Origin of the sequence: Parapedobacter pyrenivorans, from assembly GCF_014636865.1 — a bacterium.
GTDB classification, from domain to species: domain Bacteria; phylum Bacteroidota; class Bacteroidia; order Sphingobacteriales; family Sphingobacteriaceae; genus Parapedobacter; species Parapedobacter pyrenivorans.
Genome location: NZ_BMER01000001.1, coordinates 1997482 through 2022376, shown reverse-complemented (window position 1 = coordinate 2022376; position 24895 = coordinate 1997482). Strand labels below are relative to the sequence as shown.

Genomic DNA, 24895 nt, shown 5'->3' with positions numbered 1-24895 from the left:
TTAATCCTGTTGATCCGCAGTTTTCAGGTATAATGTAAATGTGCTCCCTTTTCCCTGCTCGCTATCTACCGTGATTTTCCCTCTTGCCGCCGTTACGATCCGTTTGGTCAGGTAGAGGCCAATGCCGTTACCTTCGATCTCCTGGTTGACTCTCCCGTGGACGTCGAAGATTTTTTCGGTATTCGTCTTTGCTATCCCGATTCCGTTGTCAGAAACTGTCAACACCATGTATTCGGCGTCCTTACGTGTATTGATCCGGATGATGGGGGCTTGCGCACTTCTGAATTTAATCGCATTCGAAATCAGGTTGTACAACACGCTCCTCAGGTTGTTTTTTGAGAGAAAGCAGTGGCTGACTTCAAAATCTCGCAGGATGACCGCTCCTGATAGGTTAATTTTGTTTTCCAGGCTCCATTCGATATGATCGATGATTTCCTCCAGGTCGACCTGTTCGGCGGTGATGGGTTCACTTTCGATTTTAGCGACGTGACCTATATCCTTGATAAGCGAGCTGAATTTCCGTATGGATCGGTTGATGACCTGCAGGTATTCGTTCAATGCCGGATCGGTGACTTTCTGATTGATGATGGTAATGCCCAATTCGACATTTCCCAACGGACCCAACAGGTCATGCGAAGCGATATGCACAAAGTTTTCCAGGTCGGCATTGATGCGTTGCAGACGCTCATTCCTTTCATCCAGTTCCAGCTGCAGTATTTTCAATTCGGTGATGTCGTTGAATGTAACGATGGCCCCGGCAATTTGGTTGTGTGCCTGTAAATACGGCATCGTCATCACTTGGTACCATTTGCCGTCTGCTTTTTCGACTTCCTTGGTCAACACGTTTCCCTTGGCAATCACCGCTTTGATATCACTTATTATCGTATCAAATTTGATATTACTTGAAATATGGTGGAGTGGCCGGCCAATGTCGGTTTCACGTAAATTCATTTGGTCGATGGCACCGGGCGAAAATTTCATCAACAATAAATCCCTGTTTACGAATAGCTGGCCAGTAATGTTGCTGCGGAAATAATTATTCAGGTCATCATTGAGTTCGAGCAATTCCCTGTTTTTCAGCTCGTAGTCCGAATTGATGGTATGGAGTTCCTCATTTACCGATTGCATCTCCTCATTGGTGCTCTGCATTTCCTCGTTAGCGGAAATCAGCTCTTCATTGTACGATTGCAGGTTCTCATTGGAGGTGTCCAGCATCTCGTAAACGGTTTTGAGCTTTTCTTTGGCGTCCTTCAACTGCGCCTCAAGGTCGAGCAGGTACTGGTCGTAATACGCTTTCTCATCAAATACCGGACGCTTACCAGGGAAGGATACATTGGATCGGTCTTCACAGAACGTAGCCACCACAAACCGTTGCTTGTCTAGAATACGGGTAAGCGGACTGATGGACAGGCTCACGGTCGTCGGTGCATCCCCATGATGGATGACGATGCCGTCTACGGAAGCTCGCTGGTTGGTTTGCATGACACGTGCATGCAACGTGCCGAATGCCAATGCAAGTGGTTTTGGCATGAGCGTGAGGATATCCGAGTTGAAATTCTCCTGGTGCAGGAATTTGGACGAATCGCCATAGGATTTCAGCACCCGATGTTCGTCATCGAGGCAGACAACGAGGTAGTCCATTTGGGACGCCAATTCGTGGTGCATGAGCTCAAGCAGACCCTGGTTGGAATTGATGGGGTTTTCTTCCCTGACCAAATTATTTATTCGTTGTTGCCCGGGTACTTGGGGCAGGACAAGCATGTCAAGGGATACTGATTTCCTAGCCTTGAGGTTTCTGTATATCCGCCATTTTTTATGTACCTCCTCTAAGGAAGCGCTGATGGGGACGGGGGTTTCGCTGGCACCGAGGAATAGATAACCCTGCACCTTAAGGCCAAATAAGAAAATGTTGAACACCCTTTCCTGCAAGGGAGGGTTCATGTAGATCAAGAGGTTGCGGCAACTGATGAAATCCATGTTGCAATAGGGTGGATTTTTGCTCAGATCGTGCTTCGCGAAGATGACCATCTTGCGTATAGCCGGAGAAACCATATAATGGCCTTCTTTTTTTATGAAAAATTTCCCCAATCGTTCCGCGGACACATCTTTTTCAATATCCTGAATGTATTCCCCTTTCCCGGCGCGCAGCAATGCCTCTTCGTCAATGTCCGTGGCAAAAATTTTCACGGGGTTTCGCTCTGGATCCCATGTTTCCTGCTCAGCGATCAATACGGCCAGGGAATAAGCCTCCTCGCCGGTGGCGCAACCTGCCACCCACATTTTCAGCGGTTCCCCCGCCCGAAGCCTTTTCAGGATATCGGGCAATATCCGGCTTTTTATGAAATCAAATGCCTCCATGTTCCGGAAAAACGAAGTCACGCTGATCAGGAAATCCTTGGCCAGGATTTCCACCTCTTGCGGTGTTCTCCGCAGGAATTCCACATAGTTTTCCAGGGACTCGAAGTTGTTTTGCGCGGCCCTCCTCAGTGCACGCCTCATGAGTGTGGTCCTTTTGTAATCGGTAAAATCCAGCGAGGAGCGTTCCTTGATTAGGTCGGCGATGTCGATGAGGTATTTCTCATTTGCTTGATGGTCTGTTTTTTTGCTGAGCTGATGTGTTACGTATTGCTCGATGGCTTTCGGCATTTTTTCGGGATCCAGTACCTGATCGACCAACCCGGTGGCAATTACATTGGAAGGCATGCTGCCGAATTGTGAGTTTTCCGGATTGCGGGCGAGGACCATCCCCCCAGATTTCTTGATGGCCATACTGCCCTGGGTGCCATCGGAACCTAACCCCGACAGGACGACACCGATTGCCCTGGGGCCAATATCCGCGCCGAGGGAGCCGAAGAACATATCGATGGTGAGGTGCGGCCCGGCTATGTCTTCTTTGCTCTCCAAATACAAGCGCCCACCGCGGATGGTCATGAATTTGTTGTTGGGAATGAGGTATACCTCATTGGTTTTTACCATCATTCCGTTTTCGGCTTCCATGACGGCCAGCTTGCTGTGCTTCGACAGTAATTCGACCATGCGGCTTTTGAAGTTTGCGGACAAATGCTGGACAATGACATACGCGACCCCGTCAAGGGGCGTATGGTCGAAGAAGGTATTGATTTCCTCCAGTCCACCGGCGGACGCGCCAATGGCAATGATGTAATCGGGGATTGTTGTTGCCATATTCGTTGGTGATTAGGGTGCAATAACGCAACCTATTTCGTGAATCAAAAGTGGGGCGTGTTCGCGTTGTCAAGGTGAGTCATGGCCGCCGGTTCTACAGCTGAGCCTTTTGTTTGCATGACTTTCAGGAATAACCAAACTGGAAGTGTGGAGATGGTTACCTTTTTTGTTATTTCTTATGCCTCCTTTTGTGTAAAAATAATGTAAATTAACTGGAAATCAAAATTTTATTTCGGAACCAAGGACGAATGGATTGGTCTGTTAGGGTAATCTGCTGCTGGTGGCATCAGGCCAACGATGATGAAAATATATATCGACGGGCGGTAAACAAATGGCGTTGCCGACAGTTATTTACTATGTACGATCATTAATAAAGATGATTAAAATAAAAGAACATGCAAACAAATGCAAAAACAACGGGTACCGCAAAGGCGGCTCCCAAATCAGCTAAACCTACAGGAAAGACCGGCAGGATGGAAGACTCTGATTTTCATAAGTTTTTTGTGGATGAACTGAAAGACATTTACTGGGCCGAAAAGCACCTGATGAAAGCCTTGCCCAAAATGAAGAAAGCGGCCACGAGCAAGGAACTGGTAGCGGCATTTGAAAAGCATACCGGCGAAACAGAAACCCATATCACGGCATTGGAGCAGGTATTTGGACTGCTCGATGAACGGGCGGCCGCTAAAAAATGTGAGGCCATGGCGGGTTTGCTGGAAGAGGCGGAGAGTATCATTGACGACACGGATAAGGGTACGCTTGTACGTGATGCAGCACTCATCATCGCTGCCCAGAAAGTGGAGCACTACGAGATAGCAACCTATGGAAGTTTACGGACTTTTGCCCATGTCATGGGGCATTCCGACGTGGAACAGTTGTTGCAGGACACCTTGGACAATGAGAAGGCAACGGATATGGCACTGACAGCGATTGCTGAAAACTTTGTCAACAAACAGGCCGCAAGCGAATAAAATTCGGACAGGTCTAGTGCTTATTGTAGAAAAAGCTGCCCCGCCATTAACTGGGACAGCTTCTTTTTTGTTCGCCCATGTGACAGGTTCCAACACCTGTTTGCATCATAAAATAGCTTCCATGCAACGTTTCATCCCCCTATCTTCGTGGCACTGTATATCAAATACATGGTCAGCCACAGGTGCAGGCTGATGGTCAGGGAGGCACTAAGCAAGCTTGGCCCACACGATGTTTTGGTAGATTTGGGAGTGGTAGAGATTCGCCAGGACCTCACAGATGAACAACTTCAGCAACTGAAGGAAAGGTTACTATTGATCGGCCTGCAATTACTTGACGACAAAAGAAGCATCTTGATTGAAAAGATTAGAACAATATCGCTGGCCAAAGAACGACGAAAGGTACACCGCTTAATCTTATAAAAAAGCGCTTTGCCTCAGGCCAAATCACCAAAGAAGAATACCTGGAAAAGAGGAAAATCTTGGAAGGATAATTCGTCTTCTACAGCTTTAACCTATGCATCATTCTGTATTGGAAAGCGTGTTTATTCCGCATGTGGGCAGCAGACGCCACTTGAGAGAGTGAAACAGGCGGGTTGATTGAAATATGATATTCAGCTTATTTAATTATTCGATCAAATTCGTTGCATTTAATATGGCTTCATAATCTTCCAAAAAGTTCGACATTTGTAAACTTGCCTCTACTTATTAGGGAAACACCATATGATGGTCGTTTCCCTTTTTTATGCCAATAAGAATTTGTGAAAGCCGATTATTCCGTTCCTGCCGCAGAGCTCAGCGTGAGGGTGCCCAAGTCAGCAATGATGCCAAACCGAACCGGCACTGCGGCTATGGTATCCGCAGCAAGTCCTGATGCTTCATCGGGCGCTGCCACGACCGTGTAGTCGCCCTCGGGTAAACCAGAGAGGAGAAAAAAACCATCTTCGGCAGGGAGAGCAGTTGCGGTATCCTTTTCATTGAAGGCATACACGATGGGATCAGCCGACATCGGACCAACCATACCCTTAATACGCCCATTCGTAAGCTCCGTAAACACCCGGATAACGGGCTTCAGTGTGTATGATCCATTACCTGTCTGCACAATCGACCGGGCCGCATCAAAGTCTGTCCATACGGTGTATGATCCATCGGGCATAAGCTCTTCGTGAACATTAAATTTCAATCCACTTTGCTCGCCGGACGGAACCTTCAACGCGTGTTCGCTGCCATCGACGACGATGGAATTATCATCTCCCAAGATAAAACGCACCTGCGAGAGCTTTCCTGCAGGAAGCGTGGTCCGGGCAATCAACGTATCCACACCATTACGGAATTCCAGCAGGTTGTAGACTCCGGGTAAAACCGCATCAACCGTTGTCCACCCGGCCCCATCGGTATGAAATTCCACACCACGGATATCCAAGTTCAGGGCATCGAATGCCGCAGGTGCGTCTGTTAACCGAAGATCTAACTGTGCCTTCCCTCCACCAGATTCGGTTTTACTGCATGCACCGAAAAATAGGACGGCGCATAGCCCGACCAACACGGGCAATACCAATTGCTTCTTCATCATTTCTAGAATTTATTAAACAAAAGCTCTTTTTTCCGGTGACCGGGGGCGTGGTCACGTGCGGATTTCTTTCCGGTAATTTTCTTAGCCTGTCCTGGGGGAACTTTTCCGCTTCTTCCGGCGGTGTGCACCGCACAGGATCCCAGCCAAAACACCGTTAGACTGAGCATCAATATTTTCAATAACCTTTTCATCATAGACCTCACATACACCGATCAAAAAACCTACCTAAATAAATAAGCTATTGAAAAACAAAAGCTTAGTAGAACAACAAACGAATATACCGCTGTATATTTTTAACTACAACGGACGCTTGCCAACGCAACCGGCAACCCTTCAGAAAAGCTAACCCTTAAACCCCAATCCTACTTGGCTAAGTGCATCCTTTAGCAACGGGATGGACGTTTTTCCTATGCCATGTAGCGCTAGGATTTCCTTTTCACTATACGTCGATAGTTGTTTCAATTCGGTGATGCCGATACTCATCAACGCGCGCCGCGCTGGAGCGCTCAATAAGGAAAGAAATCCTTCCGATGGTTTTCTTGCGGCTTCGCAAACGGGACAGGTCGGGCAATCGGTGCTCTTATAATAAGTGTGTCCATTTGGACAAACTTTCATTTTCTTCATCCGGTTCAGTTATGTTCACAGATTTCCCTGAGCTTTTCCAGCGCTTTGGGATACGTATTCCGGAAGTATTCAACCATCTGATCGTTCACGTCAATATCAACGGTCACCGTGGTTGAGCCGTTTTTTTCTTTAAACGTGTAGTTTTCAAATCCCTGCCAATCTTCGGCCATGGGTCCTTTGGTAATTTCACGCTCGCCATCCAAAATGCCTGCGTACTCGATAGAAACGAATTGATTGGGTGTATTTTCCCGGATGTAACCGACCATTCCTTCCCGTTTACCCTGTTTATCCGTACCCACAAACAACACCTTTGAACCTTTCGTCCAGCTTCCCTCCATATCGCCTCCTTCATAGTCCGAGCTGGGATTAAATATCGATGTCCACTGTTTGAATGTTTCCTTACCAATCATCTTGTCATACACCGTAGCCACTGGAGCGTTAATCGATGTGGTGAATTGCATCCTTTCCATGTCTATTTACTTTTAATGTTTCAAAACTAACAACACAAAGGTACTACCCATTCGTCGATTCCCGTATTGGTATAATGCGCCATTATGAAGGGGTATTTACGACAAAAGAGCAAAGCTACCTTCCAAACAACAGGGCCAGTAATTCGTCTTTCCGTTGCGGTGACACTTCGATTTCCATCCCGTCAGCCATTTCCAGCGTTCCGCCATTGCCTTTTCGATATCGATTGATGTAGTGAAGGTTGATCATCGAAGAGCGGTTGACCCGCAAAAATGCATCAGCCGATAATGCACTCTCAAACTCCTTCAATGTTTTTGATACCACGATTTTCTTGCCTTCGATTAGGTAAAACGTACAATAATTGCTCATGGCCTCAATGCGGATGATGTGGGATTTATCCACAAAGTAGACGCCTTCGGCTGTGGAAAGCGACAACCTTCTGCTTGCAAATTCACCTGAAGGCTTCGCTGTGGCCACCGCTTTTTTGGCGACGCGGCTTTTCAACCGGGCAATCGCCTGACTTAATTCGTCGTCTGCAATCGGTTTGAGTAGGTAATCTACTGCACTCAGGCGCAATGCGTCCAACGTGTACGAATCATACGCTGTCGTAAAGATGACCTCAAAAGCAAAGCCGGAAAGCCGCTCTAAAAACTGGAAACCATTCATGCCCGGCATTTCTACGTCCAGAAAGAGAACGTCCGGCCTGTGGTTATTAATTTCAGCCAGTGCAACTTCGGGATCGTAGAACGTGGCGACAAGGGAGATATCTGCTTCAAAATACTGCAGCTTGTGAGCCAACAACTTACATCCCCGGGGTTCGTCATCCAAAATAACTGCTTTAAGCATACTTAATAAGGTTTAGTTAATCCAATATACTAAAAGGCGTCAACACAAGCGGAATACACAAAACCGCCTTTGTCCCGCTTAATCCGTCGACCTTCAGACTCGTTAACTCCAGCCTGCCCGTGGTACAACCTGCGTTTCGGTTGATCAATTTAAGGCGCTCTTCTATCGTTGCCAGTCCCATAGATGTCTTCTTATAGGGATGGTTGGGCTTCGACCGCGATTTTTCCAATCCAGCTCCGTTATCAACAACGGTAAAGCAGATACAATCCCCGTTCTGCTGTGCGGCAACCTGTATCCTGCCACGTTGGCCCACGTGCTGTCGTATCCCATGGTGGATGGCATTTTCGATCAATGGCTGGACCAACATCGGCGGGATAAAAAGGTTCTTCATGTCCATATTTCCTGCCACCGAAAAGTCGTAGTCGAACTCGTTATTGAACCGTAGCGCTTCCAATTCCACATACAGATTCAACGCTTCCCATTCCCGTGCAACACTCACATAACTATACGCTGAATTTTCGAGCACCAGCCTATTCAGCTTGGCAAATTTCTGCACCAAACGACTTGCCGCTTTCGCATCTTTCTCTAGAATATAGGATTCGATAGAATTAAGCACATTGAACATAAAATGAGGGTTCATCTGCGCACGGATCGCCTTTAGCTCACTTTCGGATAGGCGTTTTCGGTAATCCGATTCCAATTTTTCCTTCCGCTCCGATTCAATGCGTTCCACCTGTGCGGTTACTTCGGCTGTCTTCAATGCGAGCTGCCGCTTCAGATCCTCGTTGAAGGCAGATTGCATGGCATTGAGTTTTTTCGATTGATTAAGCCGATACCGGAAGACACCGTAGGCAATCAAAAACAACAGGATCACAAACACGCCGTAAAACCAGGGTGTTTGCCAATACGGACCGTTAATACGGATCGGCACCTCATTGGCTTGTTCGCTCCAATTCCCCATATCATCACCTGTACGTACCAAAAACCGGTAATCGCCCCGGCTGATATCGGTATAGGCGACTGAAAAATCTGCTTTTGCCAAACGCCAATCTTTATCTACCCCTTCCAGCATAAATGCGAATTGCATTTCATGCGGATCAACAGCGCCAGGCGCAGATAGGGTGAAGGTAAAGAAATTCTGCTCGTGATTCAGTTCGATAGGCCCCGATCGCAGCAGGTGGGAAAAATCGTGGTCATGCACAAAAAATGAGTTGATCACAGCGGTTGGAAGTGCCCTTTTTACCACCACATCATTGGCATGTCCCATCACAAACCCCCGATCGGTAGCCATCAAGATGGTGGAGTCCGAAGCAGCGGCAAAAGTCTGCATGTCGATGTAGGATGGAGGCACAACGCCTTGCCCGGATTGTAATTGTTTGAATTTCTTGGAACGCTTATCAAACACGATCAGCCCATCTTCCATCGAAATCCAAAGGTTGCCTAGTGCGTCTTCCAGCGCTACCTGCGGGTTTTGCCAAGGCGTAGGATTAGTATTTGGAATGTTTTGAAAAACAAAGCTGTTTCCTGATTTTCTGACGTTTGAAACCCCCAGGTACTCGGTCACCACCCATACCGATCCATCGGTTGATGGTACAATAGCCCGAACCGTGTTCGATGGAATGGCATCAGGCATTTCAGTCCTGAACCGATCCATCGCAACCGACTCCTTATCCGAAATGCGCAACAAACCGAAGCCGTCCGTACCCACCCATACATCCCCATTCATGTCTTTGGCCATACAGATCAGTTTGTTATCCGGCAACCCATTACCGGCATTCGTTAAGGTTAGGGTTTGGTTTGCGCAGTTGTATTTATAGAGACCGGAATTCCACGCTGCAATCCACAAATGGGGTACCCCCCCAATGGTATCCGGCACAATGTTTCCACAATCGGCTTGGCGGAAGCCATACGTGTCGCCTTGGATGGGTAAGGGGTACGGGCGTGTGCTGCCATCATGCACCCAAACCCCCTTATCATAGGTAGACAAGTAGATTTGTCCGGCAATTTCGGTAAAATTACTCACCCACAAACCATTTAGATCATATGTCTTGACCGGCTTTTTCTCGCGCTTGTCATACAAATGTATATGGGATGCTGTACGATACCACCAACGCCCGCCATTTATCATGGCCAGTTGTTCGATCGGCTGTGAAAGCGTCAGGGGATAGAAAGTGGAAAAGCGGTTTTGATAATCCGAATAACGGATCAATCCTTTATTTCGTGTACCGATCCATACCATACCCCCTGCGTCCACGTTTATGGTCGCGATGATATCACTTGTGGGGTCTTCCGGTGTCAGCGTTTTCCAATCCAACAAGCTTCGGGTGCCGGTAGTCCGATCATAGCAATATATTCCTTTTGATTGATGCCCCGCTAATACCGTATTTCCACGAATAGCGACCGCGTGGATCGCATTGTCGTATACGCGCTCATTGGGGCCGATGCCCAGCAAATTCGTCTTCAACTCGCCAGAATTTAAATTCAGGCTGCAAAGGTTGTAATCGTAATAGGAAAACCACAAAATACCATCACGCTCTGCAAAACTGCCACAACCATTTTCCTCGACCCATGGCTTCGCGTCCGGTTTTAAGTTATATGCCTTTATTGTTCCGGTTGTTGGGTCGACGCAAAAAATACCATGATGCCGGGTACCGACCCATATTTTGCCATCACTGCCCCGAAAAAGGTCGTAGATGGACAGTGGCCCCAAGGAATCGGCCACCATGGCAACCCGTGAAATCTGCTTCGTGGAAGCGTCCATCTTCAGCACATCGGTGTCTTGTCCACCAAACCAAATATTACCGTCCGCATCGGATACCACATCGTTAAGCATCCGTATCGAAACGGTATCGCGACCGTCCCAATAGGACGTGTAATTGGTAAATGCCTGCGGATTAGAAAGTGATTTATCATAATAACTCAGCCCCCCCGTGTAACTGGTAATCCACATTCCCCCCGCCGCATCTTGGTAAATGCCCGAGAGGTTATTACTGGAAATAGACTTCGGATTTAGGTGGTCGTGGGTAAAATTCTTACTATTGACCAGATCGAACAGGTAAAGCCCCTTGTTGGTGGCCAACCACACAAACCCTTCGCTGTCGGTCACGATTCTTCGGATGGCATTACCGGGAACAAGTCCTTCTTCGGTAAACCACTCAAAATTATAAAGGCGTTCTTGTGCACTGCTCACGTGTATGAGCATCACTATCATCAGCCAACCGGGTAATATCTTTGTTATCAACGCTTATCAACCTACGTAAATATCCAAATTTTTCATTCAAATAAAAAGAAAATAACATCCTGCTATGTAACCAGTGCGCAGACACCCGCTTTGAATGAGTGAAACGAATCTACTATTGAGGGAACGGGCGAAAAGGTCTTCGCTCATTATAAAGCGCTCCCCACTCGTTCAACTTCGCCCTTTACACATCGTTAAAAAATACACACTCCATTGCCTTTAGTTTTGGAGAACAGTTGAAACGAGTGTTTATCAAAACAATGTAACATGAAAAAGAAACTGTTTCATTAACTTTCCCATCGATTAACAAGACTGCCATGAAACCGCTTCTACGAGTGATTTGCTTGTTTTGGATAACCAACTGGATCAGTGCTTTTTCTTTAAATGCGCAACTTCCGGCCCAAGATTCGCTGTTACGGCTACTCGATGCCCATCCGCAGCAAGACGACCGCCGCGCCGAATTGCTCAACGGCCTCGCGTTTTTGTTGCATACCTCCCAGCCCGACCAAACCCTGGCGTATGTCGATGAAGTAATTGGTTTTGTGGATAAACTCAAGGATAAAAAAAAATTATCCAGTGCCTATTCTGTGAAAGCAATCGCCTATATCGTAAAATCGGACTTGCAAAATGCAGAAATGTGGGCCAAAAAATCCTTGGAAATTGACCAACGAATCGGCCACAAACCGGGGATTGCTTCCAACACCAGTAATCTCGGACTCATTTATTATCGGCAGAACAACTACCCTTTTGCACTGTTAAGATTTCAGGAAGCCGCCCAGTTGTTTAAAGAAACCAGCAACCCGAACGAAATCATGATGTACCTGAATATGTCTGCTATTTACGCCGAGACCAAGAATTTCAGGAAAGCGGAAGAATATATACAACTAGCTCGCAGCCGAAACAAACAGGTGAACGACCCAAGATTAGACGGATACGCGCTGCTCAACTTGGGAACACTTTATACGGATGAAGGAGACTACCAAAAAGGGCGAATATACCTCGACAGTGCGTTGGCGGTGAACCAAAAGACAAACGATCAGAGCAACATTGCGAAAGCGTATGGCAATCTTGGTTCGAGCTATGCCAAAACACACGATTACCAACGATCAAAAATCTACTACCAACAGGCGTTGGCAATCAATACTACATTGGGCAACAGCCGGAGCATCGCCGTCAATCATTGTGGAATAGGGGAAAGCTACCTCATGCTGGATAGTTTACTCCTGGCCTACCATCACCTGTCAGTCAGTCGCGCAACCAGCGAACAGCTCCATGCCATAGATATACAACGAGACGTATCCCAGAACCTTAGCCGATACTTTGAAAAAACCGGTCGATTGGACAGCGCTTTGTATTATCACAAGCAGTTTTTGTTACTTAAAGACAGCCTCGACAACGAGGCCAACAGGAAACAGCTTACACGGCTCGAACTGCAGTATGACTTCGATCTGAAAGAACAGGAATACATCCAACAGCAGGCCATCAGCAAACTTCAGATCAAACAACTTTGGTTGTATGGTGTCCTATTGGTCGTGTTGCTTATTTCACTCACCGGGTACCTGCTCAATCGTTCTCGTATCCGCGGGATCCGCCTACGCAATGAGATGCGCGAAAAAGAACTTAGCCAACAGGCAGAATCGCTGCTTCTTCAGCAACAGCTTTCCGAAAGCGAGCTGAAAGCCATCCGTTCGCAGATGAACCCCCATTTTATCTTTAATGTATTGAATTCCATTGAATCGTATATTCTGGAGAATGATGCGAAGTCCGCCAGCCAGCTCGTGCAACAGTTTGCCAGGCTCACCCGACTAGTCTTGGAAAATTCCACACAAGCGCTGGTTTCGGCCGATAGGGAATGGATGTGTATACAGTTATACACCCAATTGGAGGCGACGCGCTTTGAGCATTCGTTCGACTATGATTTTCAGGTTGAGGCAGACCTCAACCTAACCGAAATCGTCCTTCCTCCCATGCTTATCCAGCCGCTCATTGAAAATGCGATCCTGCATGGGCTCCGACATGCACGGGGTTACCGGGGCATGCTGTCGGTATCCATCGCCACGGAAGCCCCTCAGACCGTAATCATCTCGGTTAAAGACAACGGCATCGGTCGTGAAAAAGCACGGAAATTGAAAACAAACGTGGGTTACAAACAAAAATCCATGGGTCTCGAAGCCATCCATGAACGACTTGCACTATTTAAACTAAGCAACCCGACCAGTACGACCCAATTGGAATACCTGGATCCGGAAGAGAACGGCACCGAAGTGCGATTACGATTACCGCTAATCCGTCGCGAACAATACCCTATCGGTGGGGTTAAGGCATCGTAATCGAAACTTCCTCGCTGACGTCACTTTCAATGCCGTGCTCATCGATACTCGACACATAATAGTAATAGCGATTGCCTGATTTCACCGCCTTGTCCATGTAGCCTAGCTGCTCGCCGGTGGATTCAACCTCAGCAATGGTTTCGGTGCCACCGTTGACCAGCGCCCGGTAAATACGATACGAATGGATTTTGCTCGATTCGCCATCGGTATCCCAATTGACGACTATTCCATCGTCACTTACCACCAGCCGCACATTCCCCGGCGGCAGAGGTCTGTGGTATTGGGAAGCTATCGCCACTACCGGACTCGGCGCGCTTAGTGCGCCGCTGGCATCAACGGATCGGATGGTGTACCAACGCTGTTTTCCAGAAGATAGTGTATCGACAACTTCGTTCATATCGGTTTCCAACCATGCTTTTTCCTCGAATTCGCCTTCCTCGGCATCCTTGCGGTATATCCGGTAGGCCATTACCTTGTCTGACCGCGCAAGCAAATCCAACCACGTGATTGAAACGGTCGTATCCGTGAGCCACAGTGGCCTGAGTTGACTGGGAGCAGTTAGCCGTACGGCTTCGCTTTTTCCGGTCCGCAACACTTCGATGATGTCAGCAGGCGGGCTCAGCGATTGGGTCGTCGATACCGCAGCGACCGTGTAGTACGCGTGGCCATCCGCTGCCAATTGCGCACTGTCTATATAGGTATTGAGTCCGGCCGTAGGTGGCAACAGTCCACTAACTTGTTCCAATGGCAATGTGGTGGACAACGTGCGATACACGTAAAAACCCCGTAGATTGGTGGTATCGGCATAGTACCACGACAACCGTCCGCCTTCGTGTGTATCTTTTCCCTCCAGGTTTTGGGGCGGTAACAGTTTCACGATTCCCTGATAAATTCCGGAAACCCGCGGGGAAGCCTGGGAGAAATTCGCCTCACCCTGTATCAGCAACTGGTAGTAATAATTCTTTCCCCCCAACACATCCGGATCGATGTAGGCCGTATCCGTCACGGGTACCGTCGCGATGGTTTCGTACCCACCGTCGTAAACTGCACTCCGTAGGATAACAATATTCTGTAACGCATAACGTTGTTCCAGTGGCTCCCAATACAGTCGTATTCCATTGTCTACGGCCTGCGTCTGGACATTGAAGGCCGCTTCGATATTCCGGCGTCCACCTACCTGCAGCGTAACGGTATCCGAGGGATTACCGGGATTACCGAAAACATCCCGACCCGAGAGGTAATAGTCGTACCGCACGCCTGAAAGCGCCGTGGTATCGGTGACCAGATACGTCAACGAATCACCTTTGGCGTTAACCACCATACCCGACGGCGTCAACAGCTTTTCGAAATCGGCAGACGAGCCACTTATCCTCCGCCATACGTCAAACTGCATCGCCCCGTTCGCTCGGTCGGACTGCCATTCCAGGTGCGGCCGACTTTCTCCGGCGTCGACAACAGTGCTTTTCATGGGCGAAAATAAAGGCAATGTCCGTTCATAAATCACCCGCTCTGATTCAAAATGAGCGCCATCGGTTTCGCTGACGAATTGATAGAGATACGTCTGGCTGGTTACCACACCCGTATCTAAAAAACCCAACCCCAATGCCAAATGGATAATCGGACTACGGGCGCCCAACAAAGAAGCGGCATCCTCACCATTCCACACCTGCCACAACGAATCTGTAAGCTCCAGAGCGGGTAAGCTGTATCCCGGAAACAAATCGACCGCCTCGCTCATCCTCCGGTGAAAATCAGCACTGCTTGTCGGCCGGGTCGTTTTTCCGACAGGAATATAATCGGTATCCGCCTTGCCTTTACGCATAACGGTCAGCCCCATCCGAGCCACCGTTACCTCGTTGAACTCCATATAGAGTCCAGAGGCCGTTCCGGTAAAATAAACCGGACCACTATCCTTGCGCTGCTGAGCCCGCCCGCCCAATATGCTAATCAGACCGGTCAACAAAAGCATCCATACAGGTTTTACCACAACACATTTCATTGCTTTATCGTATTAATAATCAAAATCATTGCTTTCACTGCAACTTTCATCGGAGAGGCGGGCGTTGAAGTTCACAGTCTTGGTGCAATCTGCGCCGACGCAAAGATCAAGCAGCGCCAGGAATCCGATACCTACCGTTTTCTTGGCCACCAACATACACGTAATTTCGGCACTCACATTGAAAGAACCGCATGCGCGGGCATTGAACGTGACCCCCGCCGGGCTATTGGTAAAGGTAGTCTTCACACCCAGCTCCGCTTTGGCCTCTCCCGATATCCCACAGCCCATCAGAAGCTGGGAAACTGGCGACATGCGGGCGTAAGCACGCCCAAAGGCCATAGCCCCGATGCCCAGTTCCTGTGTACTGCCACCGAAATTAGCATAGATACGGGCGTCAAGGCCCGCCATGGCTCCTACTTCGATCCCGATCCCTGGCACCTCAAATTTCACTTCCTCGATGATATCTTTTCGCCCTGTCAGGAAGAATCCCTGAATGCCGTTGGTCTTATAGGTATTCGGAAGCCGCTTCACGTAAGATACTTCCGTAATCCGAGCTTCCAATGCCGGCGAAATCTCGGGGTACGACCCCACGCACATCCCTACACCCAGCGGGAAAATCAACGGTACCCCGCGTACATTGACATTGGCTCCGGTATAAAAATACCAGCCTTTGGTATCAAACAGCATTTCAATACCGAGTTTGGTCAGCGTCACGGCGCCGGCCTCCAGCTTAGGCATGCTAAGCGACCCGAAAACACGGCCGTTGGCAAAGTCAAAATCGAACTTCATGTTGGAAAAGCCACCATCGCCTCCTGCCGCTCCATCCGCTATTTTTTGCACCGGTATTTCATCCTGTATCCCCTTCAGCGCTTCCATGGCCACCATCTTGGCCGTTTGCTTGGCCTTATCGGCGATGTCGATACCCGAGAAGCCCTTGATGATGCCATTGATCTGCATGGCGGCCCCGATGGGATTATGATCAATACCATTATTGATGATATCCATCCCCTCGCCGATCAGTCGCCATTTGCCCGCAAGCTCCTGCATCGCCTGCGCGGAGGATCCCCCCATCTGAAGCAACTGGTTGTAGGTATCGTTTACACCGCCCAAGGCTTCTTCGAGTGTACGGCGCGCTTCGGCCAGAGCCGGATCGTTGGCTACTTCATCCACTAGGTTCGCAGCCATCCGGCCCGCTTCTTCCTGATAAGCGCCCAATACAATTTCTGTTTGCCGCCGCGCTTCGTTGGCTGCCCCGTTGAGGCCACCAGTGACCATGCTGACGAGGTTTGCCTTTAGCGTGTTGGATTGCCCCGGCAGCTTTACCGTACCTGCAATCCCGATACCCTTTTCGTAGAACAGCTGCGCGTTGTCTTGCTTCAAGGTCGTGAAGGTGGTACCTCCGCTTCCCATAAAGGAAAATTCCAGCGGACTTACCACCATACGGTTCGTCCCATTGCCTTCCGGATAGTAGGCAATGGTAGCCGATAGGTTGTCTGGCACATTGGGAATGTGCAGACTAGCAGCTCCTGAAATGACCAACCGGTCAAACGCGCTGTAAATGCTTTGCGGTTTGAATGACAGCTGGTTTTGGATGGCAATACCCGCCGCATCCGTACTGAAACCGAACACTTCTTCGTTGTTGCTCAACAGCGACATGTACTGGATCTCCAAACGGTCATTCGGATTGGTCATCCCGGGAAGCCCTTTCAGGTGTGCCGCTTTTCCATCATCGCTCCGCAGCGTAAATTTGAAATGCCCTTGTCCGGGTATGCGGCCGACATCCGGATCGTAGGTAAATGCGATGTCTGTCCGGGGATTGACATGCAGCTTGATGTTGGCTTTGCCGCCAACAGTCAGGTTGTTGCGGAGGTTGGCTGCCTCCGCTCCGGTAGCGTTATGGAAAATGAGCTCGCCGGGGATAAGGGAAATCTTGTTCAGCTTAATGTCCGCTTTCCCGGTATAGAGGGTATTGTTGTTTAGCACGATACCTCCCGATGTATTGGACAGCGTCCAAGACGAGCTGTGCACCTCCCATTCCTCTAGTTTGAAACGCACCTCATTGTCGGTCACCACCGGCTCCATATGGTCGTGCCGCACCACAGCTTTCCCCGCTTTGAGGTCGAGGTTTATGCCACCCTGTATGCGTGCGGTGAGGTTCATAAATAGGTTCACGCTATCGCCCATCACGAACGATTCCCGTTCGCCAGTCGTTTCCGTCTGTCCGTTGAAGCCGAGATACTTGAACCGGATCGGATCACCCTGGGTCGCCGTAATCGAAAATTTCGTCAGCGGATAGGCCGCACCCGTGCGGAAGACAGGAATATTCAGCTTGTCTGCCCCATTGGCAACACCATAATTACCCAAGAAAAAGTCTTCGCTACTGATCGTCATGTAGCTGGTGGGGAAGTTGAACGAATTATCGACGATGCGCACCCGCCCATTGAGCACACCCGTAGTATCCGTCTGGCCTTTGGCCATCGTCAAGTTGCCACCACCTTGTTCCGCCAGCTGTCCGTTGAAGACTTCGAACACACGGATACGCAACTGCTTTTGTTCAAATTGGATTTCATCGGTCGTCGGCACAGCCAATGGGATTCCGTTGGCATTTTTGATGGTGGACGCTCTGACCTGAAGGTTTTCAAAGGCCAGCACTTTCGGTCCCGACGCTGATCGGAAGGCAAAATTCGGATTATCCTCCACATCGTACAGTTCACCACTAACGGTGTACCCGCCATCCGTCGCCCGCAGGGCATTCAACCGGACCGGAAATCCGTACAACTTGCTGACATCGATGTCATTCGCCTCACGGATCACAAAATCAATGGAAGTGGGAGCCGATTGGGTACCTTTCCCACGCTTGGCCAACGACACGGTCTGTCCGATATAGGTCTTGCCCGGTGCCGAATAAGCCGCCGTAACCGCCTGTGGGGTGCCCCCTGTATTGCCGATCGGCAATAATCCATTGCCCGGAGCAGCGCCCGGTGCCGGGACAATCAGTTCGTAGGTACCATCCGAGCGGGTTTCCGCCCGCATGTCAGACTCGCTGCCCCGTCCCTGATCGACATAGACCACTGCGCCCCTTACCGGCAGACTATCTGCGGCAAAGACCACCCGGCCGGTCATTACGGTGGCAGGCTGGACGACGACCGTAATCCGGCGCACCACATTGTCGTCGTTGCTTTCAAAATTTTGCGTGCGGGGCACGAAAAGTGTGTTTTGCTGCGTCAGGCTGCCGATGTCGGGCTGGCCATTTCCCGCCCCGTTGGCGTTGCCCGTATTTCCATCCGGCAGACGCAATCCCGGAGTTTGCTGCGGCTGCCCACCTTTCGTCGGTGGCGTATCAGCGCCTGTTTTCCGCGTTTTACCCGTTTGGGAACGGGACTGTGCCCCGTTACTTACCCGCACGGTAAAGTTGTCGGTGGAGTTATTCACATAGGTAAACGATGCAACCCCCATGCTGTTCGTTTTACGGGAATTGTCGTTGCCAGCACCCTCTATTTCCACATTCGCATTGGTAACCATACCTCCGGTAGTTGTTTTCACCAGAACCTCCACCCGATGCTTCCTTCGCTGTAACTTGAAATCACCGAGATAAGCATCCGGCCCCGCCGCGTTTACGGCCACTGTAACACCGATGTAAGCAGGGTCATAGGGCAGAATCATGATCGAGTCGGGTCTTGCCGGTAGGTCGATGTCAAACCGCTGCAGGTCGGTCACCCGGTTGAGTGCTGTGATACCCATCGAGGGATCCACCTGCATTTCCCGCACGGCACCCGTCACTTGAATAGTGCTTCCCGATTCTTCCGACCGGGCCAACGCTGCCTGGATAATCGGCGAAAAACTGGCTGCGGGATTCGCATTGAAAGTTGTCCGCGGAACCTGGTTTACCAACTTGGTCACCAACGTTCCGGCGTTGCCCAATGGTTGTGATGCCGATTGATTGCCACTTTGCGTAGCCCGCTGTACATTCGCCTGCACCGCGGCTTCCAGGGAACTCGCATAGTAGCCGTTGTATTCCATGTAGCTCTTCTCCCTTGCCGGCTCATCCTTCTTGCCGGTGTAGGCATAGGTATCTACCCAACGGCCCCGATCTTTAATTTTCACGCGGGCAGTAACGCCCGTAGTTGGGTTTTCGGCATCCACCACGTAGCCAAAGGCATTTCGCCCAAGCGGCTTTAATGCCGTGGTATAATCTTCACGCCGCCCGGTGATTCCCGGAGCGATCTGCACGCTATAGGGTTCGGCCGGTACTTCATAACCCGGTGCCGAAACGACACGCACATGGAGGTAACCGGTTTTGCCAGTTTTTTCTTCCCCGTCATTACCCGCGTTGATCAGGAAATCCTTAATTTTCGACGAAAAATCGTAGTACCCATCGGCATTCGTTTCGGTAAATTCAGAAAGGTAGTAGACGTTGTTGTTTACCCCGAAACTGATACTCACATGGAGCTTGACCCCTTTGATCCCCAATGTGGTAAAATCATCCGTGATCCGTCCGCGTACCTCGGTAGGCTTGGCCAATACGCGAAAAGCAACGGATTGCGTTACGCTGGGATCAAACTCACTGTTGAAAACAACGCCGTACTGATCCATACGGATAATTCCCTTATTCTCCGATTCAATTGCGGGATTTTCCACTTCTTGCCGCGTAGGGATATTCTTAGTGGCCGGAAATTCGAGGTAGGCAGTTTCAAACGCGGCTTCGGTAAGCCGGTCACGGCCATCTGCTTCCAGCATAATCATATCCTGAGTGACCGCCAGTGACTTAGGCACGTTCTCAAAGCGGATGTTCCCCTGTTCGTCGCTGGCGCCTTGCCGATACAGCACATAGGTTTGGAAATTCGTCATCACAGCAGACGATACCGAAGGCGCCGCAGACTGCGATACGCCATACTGTGGCCGCATTTGCATCGCATTGGAAACTGCGTTTCCGGTATTCGACGTGCGGTTGGTAAGCGCAACGAGATTTCCTCCACTATAGGTGGCATTGTAGTTGGGCGTAAACTGCACGGTTTGGAATGCATTGTTTGATGCATTTGAACTACCTGTATTACTCGCGCCGGTCGAAACCCCGGTCGCCATCGTGGCCGTGCCCGCTAACATCATGTTTGTCCCGCTATTGAACGGATTTACTTCCCTGTTGATATCGATTCCCTGTACCGTTGGCCAATACTTCCGCGTGGCACTATAGGCGGGCTTATACAGGTTCACCGGTACGTTGGCAAACGCGCCCAATAAATCCGGCTTGTCCAGCGTGTTGACTTTTTGGACATGCACATCGATATTGACCGTTTGCACATACGACGTTAGCGTACCACAGTCGGCATCCTCCCAGGGCTGCACGACGATATTCTCGTCCGGCGCACAATAATACCGTACATCTGGGACGATGCGATATACCCGCTTTACTTTTCCATACTCCCTCCTGCCCGTCTGATCCGGTACTGGGGCCGCGACCGACCCGTCCAGTTCCGTTCCTGTAAATTCGCTGTTGGGGAAATCAAAGGTAAAGCGACCTTCTGCATCCGTATACACGGTTTGCAACACCTGCATATTATCCTGGATGGCTTTGCCGCCAATTTCGATATCGTTGCCGAGCAACCGTTCATAGTCGCTGTTGCTTCCTGCCAGAACACCGCTACCCATCACGCCTTGCACAACGGAAGACCCGCTGATCGCTGCAGATCCGGCCACGGCATTGATTCCGGTAATAAACGGCTTAGTGCTGTAGTTCATGCCTCCAGACACCCCGTTCTGCGGGCGCTCCAGATCTTGATTGGCATACCGCGTTGCCGCCGTTGAATAGAACGACGTTGCCGTTGCGGCAATGCCTTGTAATGTAGCACCTGTGTTGTTACGGCCCGAATTGTTATTTGTTGGTGGTTCGTTTTCGTCCATCAGGTAGAATACCACCAACTTAACGGGCATGTTCGCATAGGGCGTAGCGGGTACACTGCGGTCGGTTTTATAAGCATACTGCAATTTACCGGTTAGCTTGGTCCTTGGCGGCGTCACCAAGTTCTTATCGAGTGTCAGCTTTGCGGTGTCCGGCGTGTCGTTATACCGATAGCTCAGCCAGCTATCTTTATTTCTACCCGTCTTTGAAAGCGTAGAAATCCCGTTCAACTTGGATGCCCTGTTGGTGGTTTGCCCCTGATTTGCCGTCGGTTTATCCGCCGGCGATGTTCGGAGTGCAGCCTGGAGTTGGTCCAACGATGTTTCCATCAGCACGGCATTTCCATTTTCCAAGCTGATCCGGTACCGGTAAGCCTCTGCATCCAGGTTTTTGAACAGTCGCTCGAAATTGACGCGGAATGCTTCCGAATCGGAGGAGCCCGATGGGGATGGTGTCTCCCGTTCTGCAATCAATACTTTGTCGGTGTTGGCAGCAGCGTTTAACCGCCCATCGTCCAACAGGTCGCCTTCGTATTTCGGGATACCGAGCCGTTCGTTGTTCTTGTTGGCCATATCCCGGTAAATCCGGACCTTGGCACCCGCCACATAATCACCCCGGAGTTGATTGAACACTTCCTGCACATTGACACTCAGGGTATAGCTATTGGCCTCGACCACCACATCCGACAAGTCGCGTGTACCACCTGGAGTGATGGCCAGGTATTCTTGGTACGATTTATAGTGGGGATTGGTCGTTACGAGCTGATACATCAGTACCAGCCCTTCTGGCGCCTGGGTTAATCGGCTAAACCTCGAAGTCGTTGCCTTCGCGGCAGCCCCGCCAACAAACCAATCCATCTTCTCATCGGGAACCACACCTGCACTGTCCAAGGCCGACATCAGGCAGGTCAGCGTGAAATTGCCTTCCGCATCGGTTTCCACAGCAACGCCATCGAGCATGGCGGACTGATCCTTGATAGCCCACGATTCGCGGGCTGATAACGGCCGCAATCGGGCTACCCCATCGTCATCCAGCTCCTGCCGCGCAAACACTTTTTTGAGATATACCCGCTCGTTGGCTACGGGAAAGGTACGCCCTTCGGTATCACCCGCAAAGTGGTACCGAAGCCGCCCCCGGATACGCGTGGTATCTTTCCGCAGGGTATCCCCCTGATAGACGACCACGGGCGCCGCTTGTTCCGTAACGCCGTAGGTAAACATAATTACCTCGCTCATCCCCTCGTTGCGGAAACTGAGCGTATGGAATGGATCAATAGCCTGTACCATCAATGCGTATTGCCTGCCTGGTGTAAGCTGCGGGTACTGCGGCCCGTAGAGCAGCATATTGGTATTCACCGTTTCTTCAAAAAAGGGCGGCGTGGTGGCCGATTGCATCGCGTCGTTGGGATTGCGCGGGGCGATCATTTCTACCAGCTTTACCTTATACTGCGTCATGGGTGAGGACCCCGGCGGTGTACTCCACGTAATGGGAAATGCTTGAGGGCCGTCGGCACGCAGCTCCTGCTCGTTAAACGGCTGGATAATGGTGGGCGGCTCTACGCTACTGATGATCAACTGGGTACAGCCGATTGGCTCCTCAGCGCTCAATGGTTCGTGCGTATCGTAGTCCAATGCCCGGATACACAACTGATAGGTACCCTCCAACAAGCCCCGCCCGCGGGTAAAGTCGGCCTGGCTGATACCCGTGTATTGAATCTGGTTATGGTCAAATAAGTATGCAATATCACTACCGTTGAGTGAAACCACTTGCCCCGGTGCCAGCTCAATGGGTTGCGGACTGCGATAGCCGGGCTTTACCCAAGCGCCTACACCATTGTCGCCACTGATGGCGGCTGTTAGTTGTATTCGCCGGGGAGTGGTCGATGTATTAGTCAGTGTAAGCAGCATCAAATCCGGTCGCGATGCATATTCGGTAATACGGCTTTGGTAGGGTGGCAGCACCCGCACCGTTACATTCACTTGGGCAGTCGCCATCTGCACGGCTGCCAACACCAGCAAAAAAAGAACAAAACGATAAACAAAGGATAACGTCTTCATAGCCCGAAATTGATTTGATACGCCAACTCACCACGGGTTTCGGTAAATGCCGGATTAATACCCGTTACCACACTGCCCGGATTGTTGTTGGTTAAGAAGAATGACGCCCGGATGGACTGCCAGCCGTTGATGCGGTAATTTAGGTTCAGTGATCCGTTGATGATCATGCTCTTTCCTGTGGGGGTTTTCCCCTGCATCAGGCTGGTATTCACACCCGCCTGCAGTTGCTGCTTCGCCAAACTGTAATTACCTCCCAACGTAACGCCGCTATAGCTTGTTTCCGTTCCCGCACCTTCCATCGCGGTGTAGCTTACACTGGCAAAAACGCTCAGCAGCTTAGCCGGGAAGCTTAAGTTGTAGTTCATCAGGTATTGGCTGGTATTGATATCGCGGTTTGCCGCGTCCTGCTCAAAATAACTGTTATAGTCTTTCATGCCGCTCAGGTTTACCGACAACATCACCATATGCACTATATGCTCACTGACCACGGTATAACGCGGCATGATGTTGAGTGTCTGGGTGGTCTGCACGATCTTCAGCGAGTCGGCAAACCGCAGGGTATTGGGACGCTGATTGTTGGAAAAATTGCTGTAGTTGATATCGACACCCAGTTGATCGGTAATTTCCGCACCGATGGTGCCTGCGCCGATGATGCGCTTATTTGTCGCCTCCTTCTGCAGGTTCACATTATCCTGCTGAATGCCCAAACTAGCATTCACCCGGAGCTTTCCGTTAGGCAGTGTGAAATTCGGATTGATGGTGATGTTTTCCACATCGTTGGCAAAGAAATAGGCTCCCATCGTTTTAAAATCGGGTTCAATTCGGCGGTAATTCACCTTGATGCCGTAATTTTTCTCGCGGTAGCCGATGCCCGCGTTGAAGGCCAGAAACCATTCCGTCGAACCATTTACATCCAGCAATCCCTTCAGGCGCTTCAACATCGGGTCGGCAATTGAATCAAACGTAATCGGTGAATTGAGATCGCGCGTGTAGATACTCGCCGCTCCGTCGCTCTCAATGGATAGTTTTTTGAATAACAGGAATTTCATGCTGTACCCGAGTACGGTATTGGCCGCGGCCAGCACCCGCGTGCTGTCGTGCAGCGGAATACCCGGACCGGAGGTGCTATCGTCCTTCGCATGAAGGAAATTCAGGTCGAAGTGATTGGTCTCCGTACCATAGCCCAGCTTGGCCGCCATGCCTTTGCGGCTGAACGAAAAGGGCACCAATGACTGTGTTGTGGTATCGATGACCGTCGCGCGGTTGAGCCGACCGTACATAAAGCCTGCGCGCAGCTTGCCCGGGTTGATTTCGAACCCGCCGCCCAGCATCGTGTGTCCGGCTAGCGTGTACGGAGAAAACGTCACGTTGCGGTAGCCGGCATGCAAAGTAATCCACTTGTAGGTTGGGCTCATGCCAAATTGATTAAACGGCTGCCGGAAAGAACGTTCATCCTTACTGATCATGAAGCTAAACGGGATACTCCAACCGTACAGACTGATTGTGGGACTCCCGCTGAGCAGGTAGGTGAAAGGCTCCCGGCGGTTGGCAATACCGTTAGCGTTATAATAAATACCGCGCAGTTCCAGCCCCCCGTTGAAGCCTATGGGCTTTTGACGCTTCAAGTCACTAAAATCCTGGGCGATTATCGATAATGGGAAAACCCATAAAACGACACCAATGAATACAATTTGGCATGTTTTCATAAAAGTG

13 protein-coding genes are annotated in these 24895 nt (G+C 50.1%); 4 read left to right on the top strand and 9 right to left on the bottom strand.

Translation table 11 applies throughout. The features are described 5' to 3' along the window. On the bottom strand, positions 1-3183 hold the full coding sequence (locus IEV98_RS07955; protein ID WP_188505338.1) for a chemotaxis protein CheB: 3183 nt from the start codon (positions 3181-3183) through the stop codon (positions 1-3). A 395-nt stretch (positions 3184-3578) separates the two neighbouring features. Here IEV98_RS07955 and IEV98_RS07950 point away from each other — a divergent pair, with 395 nt between their 5' ends. The 3 genes from IEV98_RS07950 (at position 3579) to IEV98_RS24635 (ending at position 4645) form a co-directional block, all read left to right on the top strand. After that, entirely contained in the window at positions 3579-4154 is a 576-nt protein-coding gene (locus IEV98_RS07950; RefSeq protein ID WP_188505337.1) for a YciE/YciF ferroxidase family protein, read from the top strand. Between the two features lie 168 nt (positions 4155-4322). Continuing rightward, positions 4323-4574, top strand: a complete 252-nt coding sequence (locus IEV98_RS07945; RefSeq protein WP_188505336.1) for a hypothetical protein — start codon at positions 4323-4325, stop codon at positions 4572-4574. Then, complete coding sequence (locus tag IEV98_RS24635; protein WP_188506158.1) at positions 4529-4645, top strand: SHOCT domain-containing protein; 117 nt, start codon at positions 4529-4531, stop codon at positions 4643-4645. The genes IEV98_RS07945 and IEV98_RS24635 overlap by 46 nt, the downstream gene beginning before the upstream one ends. Positions 4646-4923: 278 nt before the next feature. Here the strand turns inward: IEV98_RS24635 and IEV98_RS07935 are convergent, their stop codons facing one another. From IEV98_RS07935 to IEV98_RS07915, 5 genes are all read right to left on the bottom strand, one after another. Next, complete coding sequence (locus IEV98_RS07935; protein ID WP_188505335.1) at positions 4924-5724, bottom strand: DUF4382 domain-containing protein; 801 nt, start codon at positions 5722-5724, stop codon at positions 4924-4926. A gap of 342 nt (positions 5725-6066) precedes the next feature. Further along, the gene (locus IEV98_RS07930; protein ID WP_188505334.1) at positions 6067-6348 is read right to left on the bottom strand and encodes an RNA polymerase alpha subunit C-terminal domain-containing protein; all 282 of its coding nucleotides are present in this window, start codon (positions 6346-6348) and stop codon (positions 6067-6069) included. A 5-nt stretch (positions 6349-6353) separates the two neighbouring features. Then, positions 6354-6818, bottom strand: a complete 465-nt coding sequence (locus tag IEV98_RS07925; protein WP_188505333.1) for an SRPBCC family protein — start codon at positions 6816-6818, stop codon at positions 6354-6356. 115 nt (positions 6819-6933) lie between these two features. Further along, positions 6934-7662 carry a LytR/AlgR family response regulator transcription factor gene (locus IEV98_RS07920; protein WP_188505332.1) on the bottom strand — a complete coding sequence of 243 codons (729 nt, stop codon included), beginning with the start codon at positions 7660-7662 and terminating at the stop codon, positions 6934-6936. 16 nt (positions 7663-7678) lie between these two features. Continuing rightward, positions 7679-10873, bottom strand: coding sequence for a two-component regulator propeller domain-containing protein (locus IEV98_RS07915; RefSeq protein ID WP_188505331.1), 3195 nt, complete (start codon positions 10871-10873; stop codon positions 7679-7681). 344 nt (positions 10874-11217) lie between these two features. Here IEV98_RS07915 and IEV98_RS07910 point away from each other — a divergent pair, with 344 nt between their 5' ends. Next, entirely contained in the window at positions 11218-13230 is a 2013-nt protein-coding gene (locus tag IEV98_RS07910) for a tetratricopeptide repeat-containing sensor histidine kinase (RefSeq protein WP_188505330.1), read from the top strand. Here IEV98_RS07910 and IEV98_RS07905 read toward each other — a convergent pair. The 3 genes from IEV98_RS07905 to IEV98_RS07895 are packed head-to-tail and all read right to left on the bottom strand — an operon-like array spanning position 13217 to position 24888. Continuing rightward, positions 13217-15199: a fibronectin type III domain-containing protein gene (locus tag IEV98_RS07905; RefSeq protein ID WP_188505329.1), complete on the bottom strand. Its 1983-nt coding sequence runs from the start codon at positions 15197-15199 to the stop codon at positions 13217-13219. The two genes, IEV98_RS07910 and IEV98_RS07905, sit on opposite strands and share 14 nt — an antisense overlap. Before the next feature lie 42 nt (positions 15200-15241). Next, complete coding sequence (locus IEV98_RS07900) at positions 15242-23182, bottom strand: hypothetical protein (RefSeq protein WP_188505328.1); 7941 nt, start codon at positions 23180-23182, stop codon at positions 15242-15244. Then, positions 23179-24888 carry a hypothetical protein gene (locus IEV98_RS07895; protein WP_188505327.1) on the bottom strand — a complete coding sequence of 570 codons (1710 nt, stop codon included), beginning with the start codon at positions 24886-24888 and terminating at the stop codon, positions 23179-23181. Before IEV98_RS07895 ends, IEV98_RS07900 begins: the two co-directional genes overlap by 4 nt. Positions 24889-24895: the final 7 nt, after the last annotated feature.